The organism is Pseudomonas sp. NPDC089547 (genome assembly GCF_050280665.1).
Taxonomy (GTDB): Bacteria; Pseudomonadota; Gammaproteobacteria; order Pseudomonadales; family Pseudomonadaceae; genus Aquipseudomonas.
Genome location: NZ_JBNNVS010000024.1, coordinates 1 through 16623, shown reverse-complemented (window position 1 = coordinate 16623; position 16623 = coordinate 1). Strand labels below are relative to the sequence as shown.

The window sequence follows — 16623 nt, the reverse complement described above, 5'->3', positions numbered from 1 at the left end:
CTCTTCGTCCGCATTGGTCGGAGGGGCGACAGAAAACTGACCCCAGGCCCTATGCGCTAGGCAAAGCAAAACGCATGCCTGCTTTCTGAGGCTTTCGCAATGCATGACTTGAGATTTTCAGAAGGGCGGTAATCGAGCGCCGCCCGCGCGGCGCATCGCGAGCAAGCTCGCTCCTACATCTGTTTCAGGCCAATACCCCTGCACCGACGCGCGCGACCGCCTTGTTTGTCCCGCACGATATTGAAGTGGAGGACGAAGGAGCGCGCGCGTGCGCATCAGGAAGAACTGGCCCGAAACAAATGTAGGAGCGAGCTTGCTCGCGATGCGCCGCGCGGGCGGCGCTCGATCTGAAGAAGAGCGGAGAAGCCGAGGTGAACACCCCGGCCAGGCGTCAATCCTCCGCCTGATCCTCGCCAGCCTGGCGGCTCATGCCGTACTTGCGCATCTTCTCGACCAGGGTGGTACGACGAATACGCAAACGTTCAGCCGCGCGCGCCACGATGCCGTTGGCATCGTCCAGCGCCTGCTGGATCAAGCCCTGCTCCAGGCTACCGAGGTAGTCCTTGAGGTCCAGGCCTTCGGGCGGCAGCATGGCGTGATTGCTGAAGCTTGGCGCATGGCCGTTGATGGCCACGCGCTCTTCCAGATCGCTGCGCAGGTTGTCGACCAGCTGCTCGTCTTCGTCATCGACATAGCGGAATTTCTTCGGCAGCTCCGATACGCCAATGACCCCGTACGGATGCATGATCGCCATGCGCTCGACCAGGTTGGCCAACTCGCGCACGTTGCCCGGCCAGCCATGGCGGCACAGCGACATGATCGAGGCGGAGTTGAAGCGGATGGAACCGCGCTTCTCGTGCTCCATGCGCGAGATCAGCTCGTTCATCAGCAACGGGATGTCTTCCACCCGCTCACGCAGCGGCGCCATCTCGATAGGGAACACGTTCAGCCGGTAGTACAAATCTTCGCGGAAGCTGCCGTCCTCGATCATGGTTTCGAGGTTCTTGTGCGTCGCGGCAATGATGCGCACGTCGATGCTTTGGGTCTTGTTGCTACCCACGCGTTCGAAGGTGCGCTCCTGCAACACACGCAACAGCTTGACCTGCATTGGCAACGGCATGTCGCCGATTTCGTCGAGGAACAGGGTACCGCCATTGGCCAGCTCGAAACGCCCGGCACGGCTGGTGATTGCCCCCGTGAAGGCGCCCTTCTCATGGCCGAACAGCTCGCTTTCCAGCAACTCGGCCGGGATGGCACCACAGTTGACCGGCACAAACGGCGCTTCGCGGCGCTTGGAGTGGTAGTGCAGGTTACGCGCCACCACTTCCTTGCCGGTGCCCGACTCACCCAGGATCAGCACGCTGGCGTCGGTATCGGCCACTTGCTGCATCATCTGCCGCACATGCTGAATGGCACGACTGGTGCCGACCAGGCTGCGGAACAGGTTGGGTTCGCGCTGGCGGCCACGCTCGCGCGCCTGGTCGTACATCTCGCGGTAGACCTGGGCACGGTGCAGCGAATCCAGCAGCTGGCTGTAGCTTGGCGGCATTTCCAGGTTGGAAAGCACTCGGCGGCGAAGGTCTTCCGGGAAGTCCGCAGAAGAAATTTCACCTAAAAGCATGACCGGAAGGAACTCATCCCACCCGGCCACTGTCTTAACGAGCCCAAGGAGATTGCCCGGAGCATTCACGCTGCCGATAAGCACGCACAATATTTCGCGGCTCGACGCCAACGGCTCGACCGCCTGCTGCCAGTCATGGCTTGAGCAAGCGAGGTTTTCTTCGCCCAGGAAGTTCAGCACCACCGCAAGGTCGCGGCGGCGTGCGCTGTCGTCATCGATCAGCAGAATCTTGGTTTCACGCCACATGCAATAGCAACTTCCCTAGTCATATCGGCGCCCTGCAAGGGCAAGCTCGACATCATTCCGACTGAATGGTCAGTGTTCGGACGTCTGAAATTCGAAAACAGCCACTAGTAAAGTCAAAAAGGCCCACACAGTCAAATTTATGGCGCCTTTTGTTAAGTTGTGCGCATCTTAACTGAACAAATGGTAAACCTTCGAAGCATTTTTCGCTTGGTTGATCTGCATCATTTCTTCAGCAATTGCCTGGCGTTCGCCGGTTGTCACGTCGATCAGGTTGCGGTAGACCCGCAGCACCCCTTCCAGCTTCTCGCGCAGCAACGCCTGGTCCATCGCGTGGGTTTCCAGCACCTCGTCGATGCACACGCGGCACGCCACATCCAGCTTGGCAATGGCATCCCAGTCACGCTCACCCAGCGCCCCGATCAGGGCATCACAGGTGTCATCGAGGCGTTGCAGTGCGGTCACGGTCATCTCCTTGCCATCAGCTGGCGGGCTGGGCGTCGGCAATGCCGTCCCAACCGCTTTTCACGGTAATCAGCAGCTGGGCAACTTCGTCGATAATGCCGGCATCGTTGTCGATATTGGCCTGCATCAAGCGGTTGGTCATGTAGACGTAAAGAGAGTCGAGTTTCTCGACAGACTCAGGGTTTTCGCTTTTTTCCGGCTGCAGGCCGTCGCGCAGACCGATGATGATGTCGATCGCCTTGCCGAGCATCAGGCCCTTTTCCGCGATGTCCCCGCGTGCCATGGCGCCTTTGGCCTGAGCCATGCGATCGAGGCCGCCTTCCATCAGCATCTGCACCAGGCGATGGGGCGTGGCTTCGGAAATCTGGGCATGGGAATTGACCTTCTGGTACTGACGAAGGGCTCTCATGGGATTCATCTTGCGACCTCGTGACGGGCAGGCTTAAAGGGGAGATATTCCTTGTATCGGGCAGGCGGCGAAAAACTTTACCGGCCGATGACATGAAGCCCGGCATCATGCCCGGACTTCATGCAATGTTCACGGATTAATCGTCACTGCTCGATTTGTTCAGCGCATTGAGCGTACTGAGCACGGAGCTCTGCTGCTGACGCAGCTGGGTGACCAGGGTATCCATGTTGTTGTACTTGTCCTGCAGGCTTTTCTGCAGGGCTTCCATGCGGGCGTCCAGGGTGTCCTGCTCGGTCTTGAGCTTGGTCAGGCTTTCGCTCAGGACCTTGGAGCGCTCGGCGAGAGTACCGGTACTGGCCTTGGCGAACGGCTCGGTCACCTTTTGCAGGCGCGCCAGCAGGCCGTCCTTGCCATTGAAGATGCTGGTAAGGTCCGCCGCGTTGGTGGAGGCAGCCTTGTCCCACTTCTTGTCGTCCAGGCTCAACGCACCGCCATCTTGCGCGGAAGTTACACCAAAGGCAGCCAGCGACTTCAGGGTACCGTTGCCCGCGACCGCATTGAGTTCCTCCCGAATCGAGGACATCAACGTCCGCATCGTGGCATCACCGGTCAGCGCCGCAGCGGTCATGGTGCCGTCGGCATTCTTGGTGACCTTGGTTTCAGCGTTCATTACAGTGAGCAAGGCGTTGTAGGTATCGATGAAACCCTTCAAACCCGACTTCAATGTAGCGGAACTGGTCGTCAGCGACAGCACCGTCGCCGTAACCTCGCCACTGGTAGCGTTTTTCGGCGAAGTACCCACCAACTTGATGTTCAGACCGCTGACGGCATCGGTGATGTCGTTGGTCTTGGACTTCATGGCAATGCCGTCCAGCGTGTACTCGGCATCCGTCGGCTCATCCACAACGGTATACCCCGTGTCGATGCCCGAATTGCCCGACAGGGTGATGTCGGAGCCTTCGCCCATGGTGGTCGAGGTAATGATCAAGCGCGAGCCATTGGCGTCGGTCAGCACGTTGGCACTGAGGCCGGCCACACCGAACTGGCTGTTGATGCTATCGCGCACCTGCTGCAAGGTTGCACCGGCAGGAACGCTCAGATCGTAACTCTTGCCATTCTGGCTCATGGTCAAGGTGGTCGGGCTGGTGCCGCTATTGACTACCGTGCCCGCGCCATTGGCGTATACCTTGGTCGAAACCTTGGATGCCGTGGCCAGCTTGTCGACAATCAACTTGAACGAACCGTTGGCAGCGCCGGTGCCCATGGTCACGGTCGCGACCTTTTCATCCGAAGACTTCAGGCTCAGGCCACCAAAACTGTTGGTGTCGGTCATGTTGGTCAAGGCGCCGCGGAAGGCGTCCAGGGCCGACTGGATCTTGCCGATAGAGGACAACGTGGTGGTTGCCTTCAGCGTTTGGGTATTGATCTGCGCCTGCTTCGGCGCCTTCTGCGCGGCCACCAGGGATTCGACGATCGCCTGGGTATCGATGCCCGAGCCAATACCGCTGACTGTTGTACCTGCCATCATTGCTCTCCTTGTTCAGTAGCTGCCGGATCCTTGGCGGATAAATCCATCAAGGGGCGACAGCAACAAAAATCATGCCAGCCTATGCCTGATCATCGAACAGCAGGCTGCTGGCTTCACTGAGGCTTTGCGCGAGCTTCAGCGCCGTTTCCGACGGGAGCTGGCGGATCACCTCGCCTGATTGGGTGGCAATCACCTTGACCACAACCCGACCAGTGGAATCATCAATGGAAAAGTCCAGCTGACGCTGGCTCGACTGGACGAAATCACGAATCTCGCCAACTGCCTTTTCCAGGTCTTCACGCGTGTGCGGCTGGTTGGCGGGAGCCGCAGCCTCCTGCACCTTGGCAGGCACTGCCGGGTCGCGATCCCGGTCAGCGACTGGCGCCTGGGGTAACGCAGACGGATACACCTGGCTCAGCTTGACACTCATGTCCATGCTTCGAACTCCTCATGTCAAAAAGGGCGAAAGGGCACGTAAACGCGCCCTTTCACCCTTTACTCAGGCGCCTGAATTACTGGAGCAGTTTCAGGACCGAGGAAGGCAGCTGGTTAGCCTGCGACAGGATCGCGGTGGAAGCCTGTTGCAGAGTCTGCTGCTTGGTCAGCTCGGCAGTTTCCGAAGCAAAGTCCACGTCCTGCACGGTGGAGCGGGCAGCGGTGGAGTTCTTCTGGATGTTCTGCAGGTTGTCGACGGTGGTTTGCAGACGGTTCTGGGTAGCACCCAGGCCCGAACGAACGCTGTCGATCGAACCGATGGCCTTGTCGATAACGGCCAGGGCGTTCTGGGCGTTGACGGCATCGGTAACGTCGGTGTCGGCGATGGTGGTCTTGGTAGAAGAGACCGAAGCAGCACCGAACAGAGTGGTAGCACCAGTACCGGTACCGCCGTTGGCAACCGAGTAACCTTTGGCGGAGTCCAAGGAAATCTGACCCGTTACCACCGAGGTAGCGGCAGCAGTACCAGACAGAGCGGTCAGGGTACCTGGGTAGTCACCGTCACCGTTCTTGGCACCGACAGAAATGGCAGCTGCGCCGGCCTGCGAGGTAAATTTAAGGTTTTCGCCGGTGTCGGACTTGACCTCCAGGCTCTGGGTCGACTCGTCGTAGTTGACGCTGATACCCAGCTTGGCAGCGTTGGATTTCAACTGATCAGCCAGGCTTGCAGTGTCGGTAACACCGATGAAGCTAACAGTGCTGCTACCTACGGTCAGGTCGAAGTTGGCTGGGGTGGCTGCAGCACCGCTGGCAACGGCCAGCTTGACTTCAGTGCTGGCTGCAGCAGTCAAGCCACCAATTGCGCCATTGAGCTGGGCAGCGATGTCTTTGGCCGAAGCACCAGCGCCGTATGCGACGGTCTTGGTCTGGCCGTTGCCGGTTACAGTCAGGTTGGCTGCCGCCAGGCCGCTAGCGCTAGGTGCGATAGTCTGCGACTTGACCTGCTGCGAACCAATGCTCTTGGCCGAAACGTTGTCCAGTGCCAGGTTGATGGTTTCGTTGGCGTTGGCGCCGACCTGGATGGCCTTGGTGCCGTACGAGCCGTCCAGCAGCTTCTGGCCACCGAAGGTGGTGGTTTCCGAAATACGGTTCAGTTCAGCGGTCAGAGCCTGGTATTCGTCGTTGTTCGACTTACGGTCGTCGGCGCTCAGGGAGCCAGTAGCCGAGGACAGGGCCAGGGTACGCATTTTCTGCAGGATGTCGGTCGAAGCCTGCATTGCACCTTCAGCGGTCTGGGCAATGGAGATACCGTCGTTGGCGTTCTTCACTGCCTGGCCCAGGCCGTTGATCTGGCTGGTCAGACGGTTGGCGATCTGCAGGCCTGCAGCGTCGTCTTTAGCGCTGTTGATACGCAGACCCGAGGACAGACGCTGCATCGAAGTGGTCTGAGCGTTGCTAGCCTTGGTCAGGTTGCCCTGAGTGGTGATCGACGCAATGTTGGTGTTTACAGTTAAAGCCATGACGAAATCCTCGTTGGATGGGTACTGCGGCTTCCGGCCTTGGCAACCGCCGGACTGGCCTAGAGAACCTTCGTAATAGTTATCGTCGGGTGCGCGGGTTGCTTGAGGGCTTTTTCGAAAAAAAAATGCTGGCAGCGGGCCAGCCTCGAGAAATCAAGGGGTTAAGGGCGGTTTATTGGCGTCAAAAACCAACTCCAGACTCCGCCGTCACCCTTGTGGGAGCGGGCATGCCCGCGAAGAAGGCGACTCAGTGGATGGCACCGGCTTTGCCGGTGTTCGCGGGCAAGCCCGCTCCCACAGGGATCGCACACGGATCTGCGAATATTTTTACAGGCATTAAAAAAGCGCCGGGCGGTGGCCGCCGGGCGCTTTTTTATGAAGCTGCTGAAGATCAGTCGCGATAGAGGATGGCCGAGCCCCACGACAGGCCCACGCCAAAGCCGCTGATAGCCACGCGCTTCCAGCTACCGTCAAGCATGTGCTTCTGCAACAGCAGCGGCACGCTGGAAGACACGGTATTACCGGTTTCCAGCATGTCCTTCACGAACTTCTCGGGGTGCTCTTCTTCAAAGCGACGGGCCACGGCGTCAACAATCGCCGCGCTGCCCTGGTGGATGCAGAAGGCGTCGATGTCTGAAGATTTCAGGCCGCTGGCATCCAGCAACTCGTGCAGGTGCGCCGGCACCTTGACCAAGGCAAAGTTGAACACCTGGCGGCCGTTCATGAAGAACTTGCCGTCCGTGACCTTCAGGTGCTCGGCACCGGAACCGTCAGTACCGAAACGCGCCTGACCCAGGTTCCATACCGCGTTTTCACCCATCCAGGTCGCCGTGGCGGCGTCGCCGAACAGCATGGTGGTGTTGCGGTCTTCCGGGTCGACGATCTTCGAATACGGGTCGGCAGTGATCAGCAGGCCGTTCTTCAGCCCTGCCGCCTCCATGAAGCCCTTGATCGCGTACAGGCCATACACGTAGCCGGAGCAACCCAGCGACACGTCGAACGCCGCCACGCGGGTAGACAGGCCGAGCTTGCTCTGGACGATGGCGGCAGTGTGTGGCAGCCCTTCCTCGTCACCGTTCTGGGTGACCACGATCAACGCATCGATCGACTGCGGGTCGAGGTCCGGGTTGCTGGCGAACAGGGCCTGGGCGGCTTCTACGCACAGGTCGGAGGTTTCCTGTTCTTCGGCCTTGCGCGGCAGGAACGACGCGCCGATCTTGCCGAACATGAACTCTTCGTCCTTGCCAAACTTCGCACCCTGGACGTAGTTGTCCAGGCCAGCGGTGGGCACGTAACTCGCGATGCTTTTGATGCCAATCATTCTGGCTTCCCAATGAAAACAGCCAAAGACCACCACTCGATGAATTGAGGGCGCCAAATACCGGGGCATGACTGCCAGGGGTTGAAGGCAGCGCTCACCTGCGCACCGGTAACAAAATGCTGCAACAGCTGCTGCATAGAATACAGGGAAGATGACCGTTTTGACTCATTGGTCACATTGAAATGCTGCGAAAGCCTTGCAGAGGGTGTGGGGAGCGGGGAATTCGGGAAATGACCAGGCGGACACGACGCCCGGATTGTCAACTTCGTAACCGATATTGCCGGGGCCGCTTTGCGGCCCGATCGCGACACAAGGCCGCTCCTACAGGACTGCGCAATGCTCAGGAAAGCGCAGTATCTGTAGGAGCGGCCTTGTGTCGCGATCGGGCTGCGCAGCAGCCCCAGGATGTAACGGCTGGATCAGAGCTTGTTGAACAGGCTCAGCTGCGAAATGCGCGAGAAGGCCAACTGCGAGGCCTCAAGCATCGCCTGCTGCAAGGTCAGGGTGATGGCCGCCTGCGACATGTCGGTGTTGCCGATGGCGTTCTGGGTGGTCTTGTTGGCCAGGCCCAGGCTAGTGTTCTCCTGGCGCTGGATCTCCAGCGAGTTGCCACGGGCACCGATCGAGCCACGGGTAATGTCGACCTGCTCACGGGCACTGGCCAGGTTGGCAATTGCCGAAGCCGCCGCATCCTTCATCGCATTGGCCGCGCCGGCACCGGTCACTGGCGTATCCAGTGCTGCGCGCAGCTGGCTGATGGTTTCCAGCACATTCTGGTTCTGGTGGGTGTTGGCGGTAACCGCAAACTGGTCACCCGCCTCTGGCGAACCGGATACCTGGTAGGTCACGCCAGCCACCGTCAACGACGGCGCAGTAAAGGTACCACTGGCCACCGGCTTGCTGTCTGCCGTCAGCGGCTGGGCGTAGAACTCATACGCGCCCGGGCCGGTGAACTTGATCACCCCGCCATTGCTGGGGAAGGTGCTGCGATAGGCCGCTTCGTCGGTCACGGTGCTGCTGGTGACCTGGGCAGTGGACGTGTTGGCGCCGTTGCGGGTGGTATTGAACGAGTCCGGGCGCGCCTCCAGGGAAAATGCGCGACCGGCCACTGCGGCGTCGGCATCGGCGCCCTCTTCCAGGGTGACGGTGATCTCGAACTCCACCCCACGCAGGGCAATGCGGTTGGCACCCTCGGTCTTGCTGTCGAAGGTACCGTTGGTGGCCGTTTCAGAGGTGACGTCGTTGCCGTTGGCGTCGGTGATGGTGTACTGGGTCGCGCTGGTGAAGGTCAGCTTGTAGGGCTGGCCTGCAGTGAAGCTGTTGTTGTAGCTGGTGCTGGAGGTCATCAGCCCTGGCGACACACCTACCACGCCATCGTCAGTGGCCGGCACCAGCAGGGTCGACTGGGTACGGCTCTTGTTGCTGGCCGAGTCGAAAATACTGAAGCCGCTGTCGTTGGTGGCCAGGTTCAGGGTATCAGAGACCTGCAGGCTCAACTGGGTCTGGTCGCCCTGATAGCTGTAGGTACCATCGGAGTTGCGCACATAGGGCTGCGTCGTGCTCTTGGAGCCGCCGAACATGTAGTCGCCGTTGGCATCACGCGAGTTGAGCAGGCCGAAGATGTTCGCCTCGATCTCCTTCAACTCGGTACTGATGGCCACGCGGTCAGAGTCGGTAACCCCGGCGCCACCGGCACGGATCGCCAGTTCGCTGGCGCGCTGCATGGCATCGTTGATGGTGGAGAGCACACTCTCCTGCTGCAGCAGGGCGTTGCTGACGGTGTTGATGTTGCCGCTGTACTGGTCCAGCAGCGACTGCTGCTGTTGCAGCAGCAACAGGCGCGCCGCGCCGACCGGGTCGTCGGCGGCAGTCTGGATGCGAATGCCCGACGTGACCTGATCGTTGGTCTTGTTCATGCTGGAGAAGTTCTTGGAGTAGCTACTGGCGCTGGCCTCATAGAACTGGGCAGTGGAAATACGCACGATCGTCTACTCCTTACAAGGCATTGATCAGGGTGCTGAAGGTTTCTTGCGCCGCCTTGATGATCTGCGACGACGCCGTGTAGTAGTGCTGGAACTTCACCAGGCTGGCCGCCTCGTCATCGAGGTTGACGCCCGACACCGCGCTACGGCTTTCGCTGGCGGACTTGAGCACCGCCTCGGTTGCCGTGGTGTCGATGGACGCCTGGTTGGCCTTGGCACCCACGCGCTCGACCAGCGAGGCATAGGCCGAAGTGAAGCTGGTACCACCACCGGAGCCGGTGTTCACCGTCGACTTGGTCTGCAGGCCCAGCAGCGCCGTGGCGTTGCGGTTGTCGGCCTTGCCGTCGGCATTGAACGCCAGGGTGAAGCTGTCGTTGGTGGCCGGGCTGCCGGCAATGGTGGTCTCGACCGCAAAGGTACGCGGGTTGCCGCTGCCATCGAGGATCGGGTTGCCACTGCTGTCGCGCATCGGCACGGAAATGGACAGTTTGTTGTCCTGGCCGGGCACCACGCTGCCGGTACCAATCTGCGTGCCTTTGGAGTCATACAGCTTGTAACCCTGCGAGCCACCACTGGCCGCATCGAACACCACGCGCACCGGCATCGAGTCGCGAATCGACTGCTGGATCAGCGCGGTGTCGGCACCGCCGTAGATATCCAGCGATTCGCTCAAGGTAGGCTGGGTGATGGTGCCAGTGCCGCTGTTGCCACTGCCCGAGGTCGCGCTGATCGGCCCGGCAAAGGCCAGTTTGTTGGCATCGGTCAGGGTGGTGGTGATGCTGCCAGCTGCTGCACGGGTGGGGATCACCTTGAAGCTGTCGCCTGCCGACAGGCCGCCACCGTTCAGCGACAGGCTGAAGCCGTCGATCACCGGAGCCGGGTCGGCGCTGAGGTCGAAGCTGCCCATGTCGGTACCGTCGGAACGGCGCACGCTGTACTGGTTGGCGCTGGTGAACTTCACCTCGTAGTCGTAGGTGGTCAGCGCGCCACTGTTGGCGATGGTTACATCCAGGTTGCCGGAGCCTGAGCTGTTGTTCGATGAGGCCAGGCTGCGCTGGGCAACGGCGGTGGCGCTGTTGATGCTGGAGAACAGCGAGCTGCCGAACTGGCCATTGGCATCCAGGCCCTGCCCCAGCTGGCTGTTGATGCTGTCGGCCACCACCAGGGCCACACGGCCCAGCTCGTTCATGGACGGCGTCAGCACATCCTGGCGGTAGCGCAGCAGGCCGCCGATCGAGCCACCGGTCACCACCGAGGTCACATCGGAGCTGAACGACTCGTAGTTGATACGCAAGCTGGCCTGGCTCTTGTCGGCCGTACCCGGCTGCACCGACAGGGTGTTGGCCTTGTTGCCGGTGACCAGCGACTGGCCACTGCCCAGGTACACGTCGTAGTTGCCGTCGCGCTCCTGCACGGTCACGCCAACCAGCTCGTTGAGCTGGCGCACCGCTTCGCTGCGCGCATCCAGCAGGCTGTTGGGGGTATTGCCAGTGCCCGAAGCCGCGGCGATCTGCTTGTTGTACTCGGCAATGTTGGCGGTGAGCTTGTTGACCTGCCCCGCCATGGTGTCGAGCTGCGAGTTGATCGTGTCGTTCTGCTGCGACAGCTGCGTGCTTACCGCGTTGAAACGGTTGCTCAAGGTTTGCGCCTGGGTCAGCAGCAGTTGCCGCGAGGCGACATCGCCCGGCTTGGCCGCTGCGGTCTGCAGGGCCGAGAAGAACGCGGTAAGCACCGAGCTGATACCGGTGTCGCGATCGGCCAGCAGCTTGTCGATGCTGGTGATCTGGTCCTGGAAGGTGGCCGAGTCTGCCTGCAACGAGGTGGCAGTCTGCAGCTGGTTGTCCAGGTACGAGCTGTAGATGCGGCGCACGTCCGCCAGCGTGGTACCGGTACCCAGGAACCCCGCGCCGATATTGTGCGAAGGCCCCGCAGCCTGAATCGTCTGCTGGCGCGAATAGCCACTGGTCGCGGCGTTGGCGATGTTGTTACTGGTTACCGACAATGCCGCCTGGCTGGCACTCAGGCCACTCAGGCCGATCGAAATCAGGCTCGACATGATTTAGTCCTTTTATAGATTCGTGGTTCTGCCAGCCATGGCGTATTGCGGGGTTGACTGCATTTGCTGGGCGATGCTGATGATCTTCTTCGCATAGCCCGGGTCGGTCGCATAACCTGCCTTTTGCAGCTCTCTTGCAAACTGTTCCGGGTTATCGGCCGAGTCCAGCGCATCTTGATAGCGGGAATTGCTCTGTAGCAGGCTGACCAGGTCGTGGAAGCTGTCCTGGTACGAGTCGTAACTGCGGAATGCAGCCGTTTCCTTGACGAACTGGCCATCGCGGAATTCGCTGGTAATCGCCCGCGCCTGCTCGCCCTGCCAGTTACTGCTGGCCTTGATGCCAAACAGGTTGTGGCTGCTGCTGCCATCGGTATTACGCATTACCGACTTGCCCCAGCCGGTTTCCAGTGCGGCCTGGGCCACCAGGTAACGTGGATCGATACCAATGCGCTTGGCGGCCTGCTCGGCCATCGGCAGCATGGTCGCAACGAACTCGTCACTGTCGGCAAATGCCTTGTTTGGTGCCAGCGGCGGCTGGGCCACGGCACGGCCGACAATGCGCAGGCCGTTGTCCGGTACGGCGAAGGCCTTGGCCACCTGCTGCCCGTCACGGGCAGGCACGGCTGCTGTATTGGCGGTGTCCGCCGACGGCACGATGCCGGCCAGCAGGCGGTCGGTGAGCTTGCTCGGCAAAGCCAGGCGCCGCGAGTTGAGCGCAGCGACGTCGTTGCGAGTGGCGGACGACTGCGTGGCATGCACCGGGTCCGCTACCTTGTTGCCCCATAGCGCCGGGCCACTGCCATCGGCACGCGGGAACGGGCTGGTGTTTATCGACGCACTGCGGCCCTTGGTCAACTGGCGCACCAGCACGTCCTGCAGGCCAATACCGCCACCCTCGCGGGACATGCTCACGGCCAGCTGCTGGTCGTACATGTCGCGGTACTGCTTGACCGTTTCGGTGTTCATCGGGTTGTCATCGGCCAGCACGTCGCTGGCCTTGCGCGAAGCCTTGAGCATTTCGCTGATGAACAGCGATTCGAACTCCTGGGCCACCTTGCGCACATTGGCCTCGCTGTCGCGGTCACCGTGCTTGAGGGCGCTCAGGCGGTTGAGGTCGGTATAGGCACCGCTGTCGGCACTGCCGGAGACCTGGCTTTTGATATTCATCCGCGCCGTCCTCAGATCACGATCAGGTCGGCCTGCAAGGCGCCGGCCTGTTTCAGGGCTTCGAGGATGGCCATCAGGTCGCCGGGCGCTGCGCCCACCTGGTTCACCGCCCGGACGATCTCATCCAGGGTGGTGCCCGGGCCGAACTTGAACATCGGCTTGGCTTCCTGCTCGGCGTTCACCCGCGAGCGCGGCACCACGGCCGTCTGGCCATTGGAGAAGGCGCCCGGCTGGCTGACAATCGGGTCTTCGGTAATGGTCACGGTCAGGCTGCCGTGGGTCACCGCGGCCGGCGACACCTTGACGTTCTGGCCGATGACGATGGTGCCGGTACGCGAGTTGATGATCACCTTGGCTACTGCCTGGCCCGGGTCGATCTCGAGGTTTTCGAGGATCGACAGGTAGTCCACGCGCTGGCTCGGGTCCATCGGTGCACTGACCCGCACCGAACCACCATCTACCGCCTGGGCCACGCCCGGGCCAAGCAGTTCGTTGACCTTGTCGACAACGCGCTTGGCAGTGGTGAAGTCGGGGCGGTTCAGGTTCAGGGTCAGGGTATTGCCCTGGTTGAAGCCGCTCGGCACGGCCCGTTCTACGCTGGCACCACCGGGGATGCGACCGGCCGACGGAACGTTGACGGTGATCTTCGAGCCGTCACGCCCCTCCGCATCAAAGCCCCCCACCACCAGGTTACCCTGGGCAATGGCGTAGACGTTGCCGTCGATACCCTTGAGCGGGGTCATCAACAGGCTGCCGCCGCGCAGGCTCTTGGAGTTACCGATCGACGACACGGTAATGTCCACCACCTGGCCGGGCTTGGCGAACGCCGGCAGGTCGGCATGCACCGATACCGCCGCAACGTTCTTGAGCTGCACGTTGCCGGACCCGGCGGGCACCTTGATGCCGAACTGCGACAGCATGTTGTTGAAGGTTTGCAGGGTAAACGGCGTCTGGGTGGTCTGGTCACCCGTGCCGTTCAGCCCCACCACCAGGCCGTAACCGATCAACTGGTTGGAACGCACGCCAGAAATGCTGGCAATGTCCTTCAGGCGCTCGGCCTGCGCACCGAAGGCACAGGACAGGAGCAGGGTTGCGGCAATCAGCTGCCTCACGTTGAACATGGTCATCCGTACTCAGAAAGGCCAAAGCGGGCTGATGAAGAAGCGGTCCAGCCAACCGGGCTGGCTGGCATCGGCAAACGAGCCGGTACCGGAATAAGTGATGCGCGCATCGGCCACACGAGTGGACGGCACGGTGTTGTCGGTGGCGATGTCGTCGGCGCGAATCATGCCGGCAATGCGCACCAGCTCTTCGCCAGTGTTCAGGGTCAGCCACTTTTCACCGCGCACGGCAATGATGCCGTTGGGCAGCACTTCGGCCACGGTCACGGTAATGGAGCCCGTCAGGGTGTTGCCCTGGGTGGCCTTGCTGTCGCCCTTGGTGGCGCGCTCGCCGTTGTAGCCGGCTTCCAGCGACAGGTCACCACCGCCAAACGGGTTGTTGGTGTTGGGCGTGCTGCCGAACAGCGAGGTCAGGCCAATGTTGGCGTTGCTGTTTTTCTGGATTTGCGACCCGGCGTTCTTGCTGGCCGAGGTTTTCTCGTTGAGGGTGATGGTGATGATGTCACCCACCCGGAACGCCTTGCGGTCGCTGTACAGGTTCTGCTCGAAACCGGCCTGGTAGATAGAACCGTTGTTGGCCGCTGCCGGCAACGGGGTGCGCGGCAGTACCGGCGCGTAGTACGGGTCGTTGGGCTTGGGCGTCGGGCCGACGCAACCTGCCAGCAACACCGCCCCCCCCAGGGCGAATACGGACAACAGACGATTCATGGTGCATACCTCACGGGTGTAACGAAGCGACAGGGCTTAGAGCTGCTGGGTCACGAACGACAGCATCTGGTCGGCGGTGGAGATGACCTTGGAGTTCATCTCGTAGGCGCGCTGGGTGGTGATCATGTTCACCAACTCCTCCACCGTGCTGACGTTGGAGTTTTCCAGGGTCTGCTGCTGGGTGGTGCCGAAACCGTTCAGGCCCGGGGTGCCGACTTGCGGCGCGCCACTGGCGGCAGTTTCCAGGAACAGGTTGTCACCGATGGCCTGCAGGCCGGCCGGGTTGATGAAGTCGGCGGTCTGGATGTTGCCGATCACCTGCGCAGCCGGGTTGCCGGCGGTAGTGATCGACACCGTGCCGTCCTGGCCAACGGTGAAGGTTTGCGCGTCGTTCGGCACGACCACGGCAGGCTCCAGTGCATAGCCGTTGGCGGTAACGATCTGGCCGTCGGAGTTCAGGTGGAAGGTACCGTCACGGGTGTACGACACAGTGCCGTCCGGCTGCAGGATCTGGAAGAAGCCACGGCCGTTGACCGCCATGTCCAGCGGGTTTTCGGTGGTTTGCAGGCTGCCGGCAACGAAGCTTTTCTGGGTACCGATAATGCGCACACCGGTACCGACCTGCAGGCCCGAAGGCAGCTCGCTGTCCTGGGTCGACTGGGCGCCAGGCTGACGCTTGATCTGGTAGAGCAGGTCCGCAAACTCGGCGCGATCACGCTTGAAGCCGGTGGTGGAGACGTTGGCCAGGTTGTTGGAAATGACCGTCAGGTTGGTGTCCTGGGCGGACAGGCCGGTTTTAGCGACCCAAAGAGCCGGAAGCATGTAAGTTCTCCTCGTGCGCCTGTTTTACGGCACCCGTTCAAAAGTGATTAGCCGATTTGCAAAACCCGAGCCATGGCTTCGTCGCCTTCCTTGGCCGTGTTCATCATCTTGACGTGCAGTTCGAACTGGCGGGACAACGCCAGCACCGAGGTCATTTCCTCGACAGCGTTGACGTTGCTGCCCTCCAGGAAGCCCGACACCACGCGCACGTTGACGTCGGCATCGGCCGGCTGGCCAGTGGTGGTATGGATCAGGCCGTCCAGGCCCTTGGTCAGGCCTTTGGTATCCGGGTTGACCAGCTTGATACGGTCGACCTCGGCCATTACCCGCGGGCCTTCACCCATGGAGCGGATGCTCAGGGTGCCGTCAGCGCCCACTTCCACCTTCTGCTCCGGCGGGATGGCGATCGGGCCACCGTTGCCGATCACCGGCATGCCGTTGCCGGCACGCAGCACGCCAAGGGCGTCGATGTTCAGGCTGCCAGTGCGTACATAGGCTTCGCTGCCGTCCGGTGCCTGTACGGCAATGAACCCTTTGCCGGTCACGGCAACATCCAGGTCACGACCGGTCTCGACCAACGGGCCTTCACTGAAGTCGGTGGCCGGGCGCTCGGTCATGGCAAAGGCACGCGCCGGAAAGCTGTCGCCGAACACCGGCATCGAGCGGGCCTGCTCCAGATCACGCTGAAAACCATTGGTGGAAATGTTCGCCAGGTTGTTGGCGTGGGCCTTTTGCGCCAGCGCGTTCTGGCTGGCGCCGGTCATGGCCACATAAAGCAACTTGTCCACAGTATCTCCTCTGCGCGTCGCTGCCGCGCTGTCACTAGGCAGGTTCGAAGCAATAATCGAACCAAGTCTGAAAGCGCCTGTTTACGGGGGCTTCAGGGCAGCGATGGGCAACAAACGTCAGTTTGTCGGCGGATGTTTGCCGCCTGCGGCAATGGTGGGTTCAGAAGGCGCGGCACGCGGCGTTGTTGTAGGGGCCGGAATGGCGTACCCAGCCTTCGCCGGGATTGCTGGCCGAGCACATGTAACGACCGGTGGCCAGGCTTTGCCATTGGTAGAACGGTGCGGGGGCGGCCGAGAGCGGCAGGGCCATGGCCAGGAGGGCTACGAGTATCAGCCTGTTCATGAGCGTGTACCTTTCAGAATTTGGGGCCGCTTTGCGGCCCATCGCGACGCAAGGCCGCTCCTACAGGGGAACGCGATCTCCTGTAGGAGCGGCC

Annotated in this window: 16 protein-coding genes; 1 reads left to right on the top strand and 15 read right to left on the bottom strand. The window is 61.3% G+C overall.

Translation table 11 applies throughout. From position 1 onward, the window contains the following. Positions 1 to 391 precede the first annotated feature (391 nt). From fleQ to ACQKPZ_RS17345, 6 genes are all read right to left on the bottom strand, one after another. A complete protein-coding gene (fleQ, locus tag ACQKPZ_RS17370) occupies positions 392 to 1867 on the bottom strand; it encodes a transcriptional regulator FleQ (protein WP_427540379.1) in 1476 nt (491 codons plus the stop codon). Positions 1868 to 2035: 168 nt separating this feature from the next. Continuing rightward, the gene (locus tag ACQKPZ_RS17365; RefSeq protein ID WP_403198522.1) at positions 2036 to 2335 is read right to left on the bottom strand and encodes a flagellar protein FliT; all 300 of its coding nucleotides are present in this window, start codon (positions 2333 to 2335) and stop codon (positions 2036 to 2038) included. Positions 2336 to 2345: 10 nt separating this feature from the next. Then, positions 2346 to 2747 (bottom strand): flagellar export chaperone FliS, encoded by a 402-nt coding sequence (gene fliS / locus ACQKPZ_RS17360; RefSeq protein WP_427540376.1) that lies wholly within the window; start codon positions 2745 to 2747, stop codon positions 2346 to 2348. Between the two features lie 127 nt (positions 2748 to 2874). Next, entirely contained in the window at positions 2875 to 4263 is a 1389-nt protein-coding gene (gene fliD, locus ACQKPZ_RS17355) for a flagellar filament capping protein FliD (protein ID WP_427540373.1), read from the bottom strand. Positions 4264 to 4345: 82 nt separating this feature from the next. Next, positions 4346 to 4702, bottom strand: a complete 357-nt coding sequence (locus ACQKPZ_RS17350) for a flagellar protein FlaG (RefSeq protein ID WP_427540370.1) — start codon at positions 4700 to 4702, stop codon at positions 4346 to 4348. Between the two features lie 76 nt (positions 4703 to 4778). Continuing rightward, on the bottom strand, positions 4779 to 6221 hold the full coding sequence (locus tag ACQKPZ_RS17345; protein ID WP_427540367.1) for a flagellin: 1443 nt from the start codon (positions 6219 to 6221) through the stop codon (positions 4779 to 4781). Between the two features lie 17 nt (positions 6222 to 6238). On the opposite strand from ACQKPZ_RS17345, the gene ACQKPZ_RS17340 reads away from it, so the two are divergent. Then, positions 6239 to 6625 (top strand): hypothetical protein, encoded by a 387-nt coding sequence (locus tag ACQKPZ_RS17340; protein WP_427540364.1) that lies wholly within the window; start codon positions 6239 to 6241, stop codon positions 6623 to 6625. On the opposite strand, the gene ACQKPZ_RS17335 is transcribed toward ACQKPZ_RS17340, so the two are convergent. From ACQKPZ_RS17335 to ACQKPZ_RS17295, 9 genes are all read right to left on the bottom strand, one after another. After that, entirely contained in the window at positions 6613 to 7542 is a 930-nt protein-coding gene (locus ACQKPZ_RS17335) for a ketoacyl-ACP synthase III (RefSeq protein ID WP_427540361.1), read from the bottom strand. The two genes, ACQKPZ_RS17340 and ACQKPZ_RS17335, sit on opposite strands and share 13 nt — an antisense overlap. Positions 7543 to 7961: 419 nt before the next feature. Continuing rightward, positions 7962 to 9524, bottom strand: coding sequence for a flagellar hook-associated protein 3 (locus ACQKPZ_RS17330; protein ID WP_427540358.1), 1563 nt, complete (start codon positions 9522 to 9524; stop codon positions 7962 to 7964). 13 nt (positions 9525 to 9537) lie between these two features. Further along, positions 9538 to 11580 (bottom strand): flagellar hook-associated protein FlgK, encoded by a 2043-nt coding sequence (flgK, locus tag ACQKPZ_RS17325; protein WP_427540355.1) that lies wholly within the window; start codon positions 11578 to 11580, stop codon positions 9538 to 9540. A gap of 12 nt (positions 11581 to 11592) precedes the next feature. Then, positions 11593 to 12747, bottom strand: a complete 1155-nt coding sequence (gene flgJ, locus ACQKPZ_RS17320; RefSeq protein ID WP_427540352.1) for a flagellar assembly peptidoglycan hydrolase FlgJ — start codon at positions 12745 to 12747, stop codon at positions 11593 to 11595. A gap of 11 nt (positions 12748 to 12758) precedes the next feature. Further along, the gene (locus ACQKPZ_RS17315; RefSeq protein WP_403198830.1) at positions 12759 to 13868 is read right to left on the bottom strand and encodes a flagellar basal body P-ring protein FlgI; all 1110 of its coding nucleotides are present in this window, start codon (positions 13866 to 13868) and stop codon (positions 12759 to 12761) included. A gap of 12 nt (positions 13869 to 13880) precedes the next feature. Then, positions 13881 to 14576: a flagellar basal body L-ring protein FlgH gene (gene flgH, locus ACQKPZ_RS17310; protein ID WP_427540349.1), complete on the bottom strand. Its 696-nt coding sequence runs from the start codon at positions 14574 to 14576 to the stop codon at positions 13881 to 13883. Between the two features lie 36 nt (positions 14577 to 14612). Next, on the bottom strand, positions 14613 to 15398 hold the full coding sequence (flgG, locus tag ACQKPZ_RS17305) for a flagellar basal-body rod protein FlgG (protein WP_264360280.1): 786 nt from the start codon (positions 15396 to 15398) through the stop codon (positions 14613 to 14615). Positions 15399 to 15445: 47 nt separating this feature from the next. Further along, positions 15446 to 16186 (bottom strand): flagellar basal body rod protein FlgF, encoded by a 741-nt coding sequence (locus ACQKPZ_RS17300; protein WP_403198539.1) that lies wholly within the window; start codon positions 16184 to 16186, stop codon positions 15446 to 15448. A gap of 160 nt (positions 16187 to 16346) precedes the next feature. Further along, the gene (locus tag ACQKPZ_RS17295) at positions 16347 to 16529 is read right to left on the bottom strand and encodes a hypothetical protein (RefSeq protein ID WP_427540346.1); all 183 of its coding nucleotides are present in this window, start codon (positions 16527 to 16529) and stop codon (positions 16347 to 16349) included. Positions 16530 to 16623 lie beyond the last annotated feature (94 nt).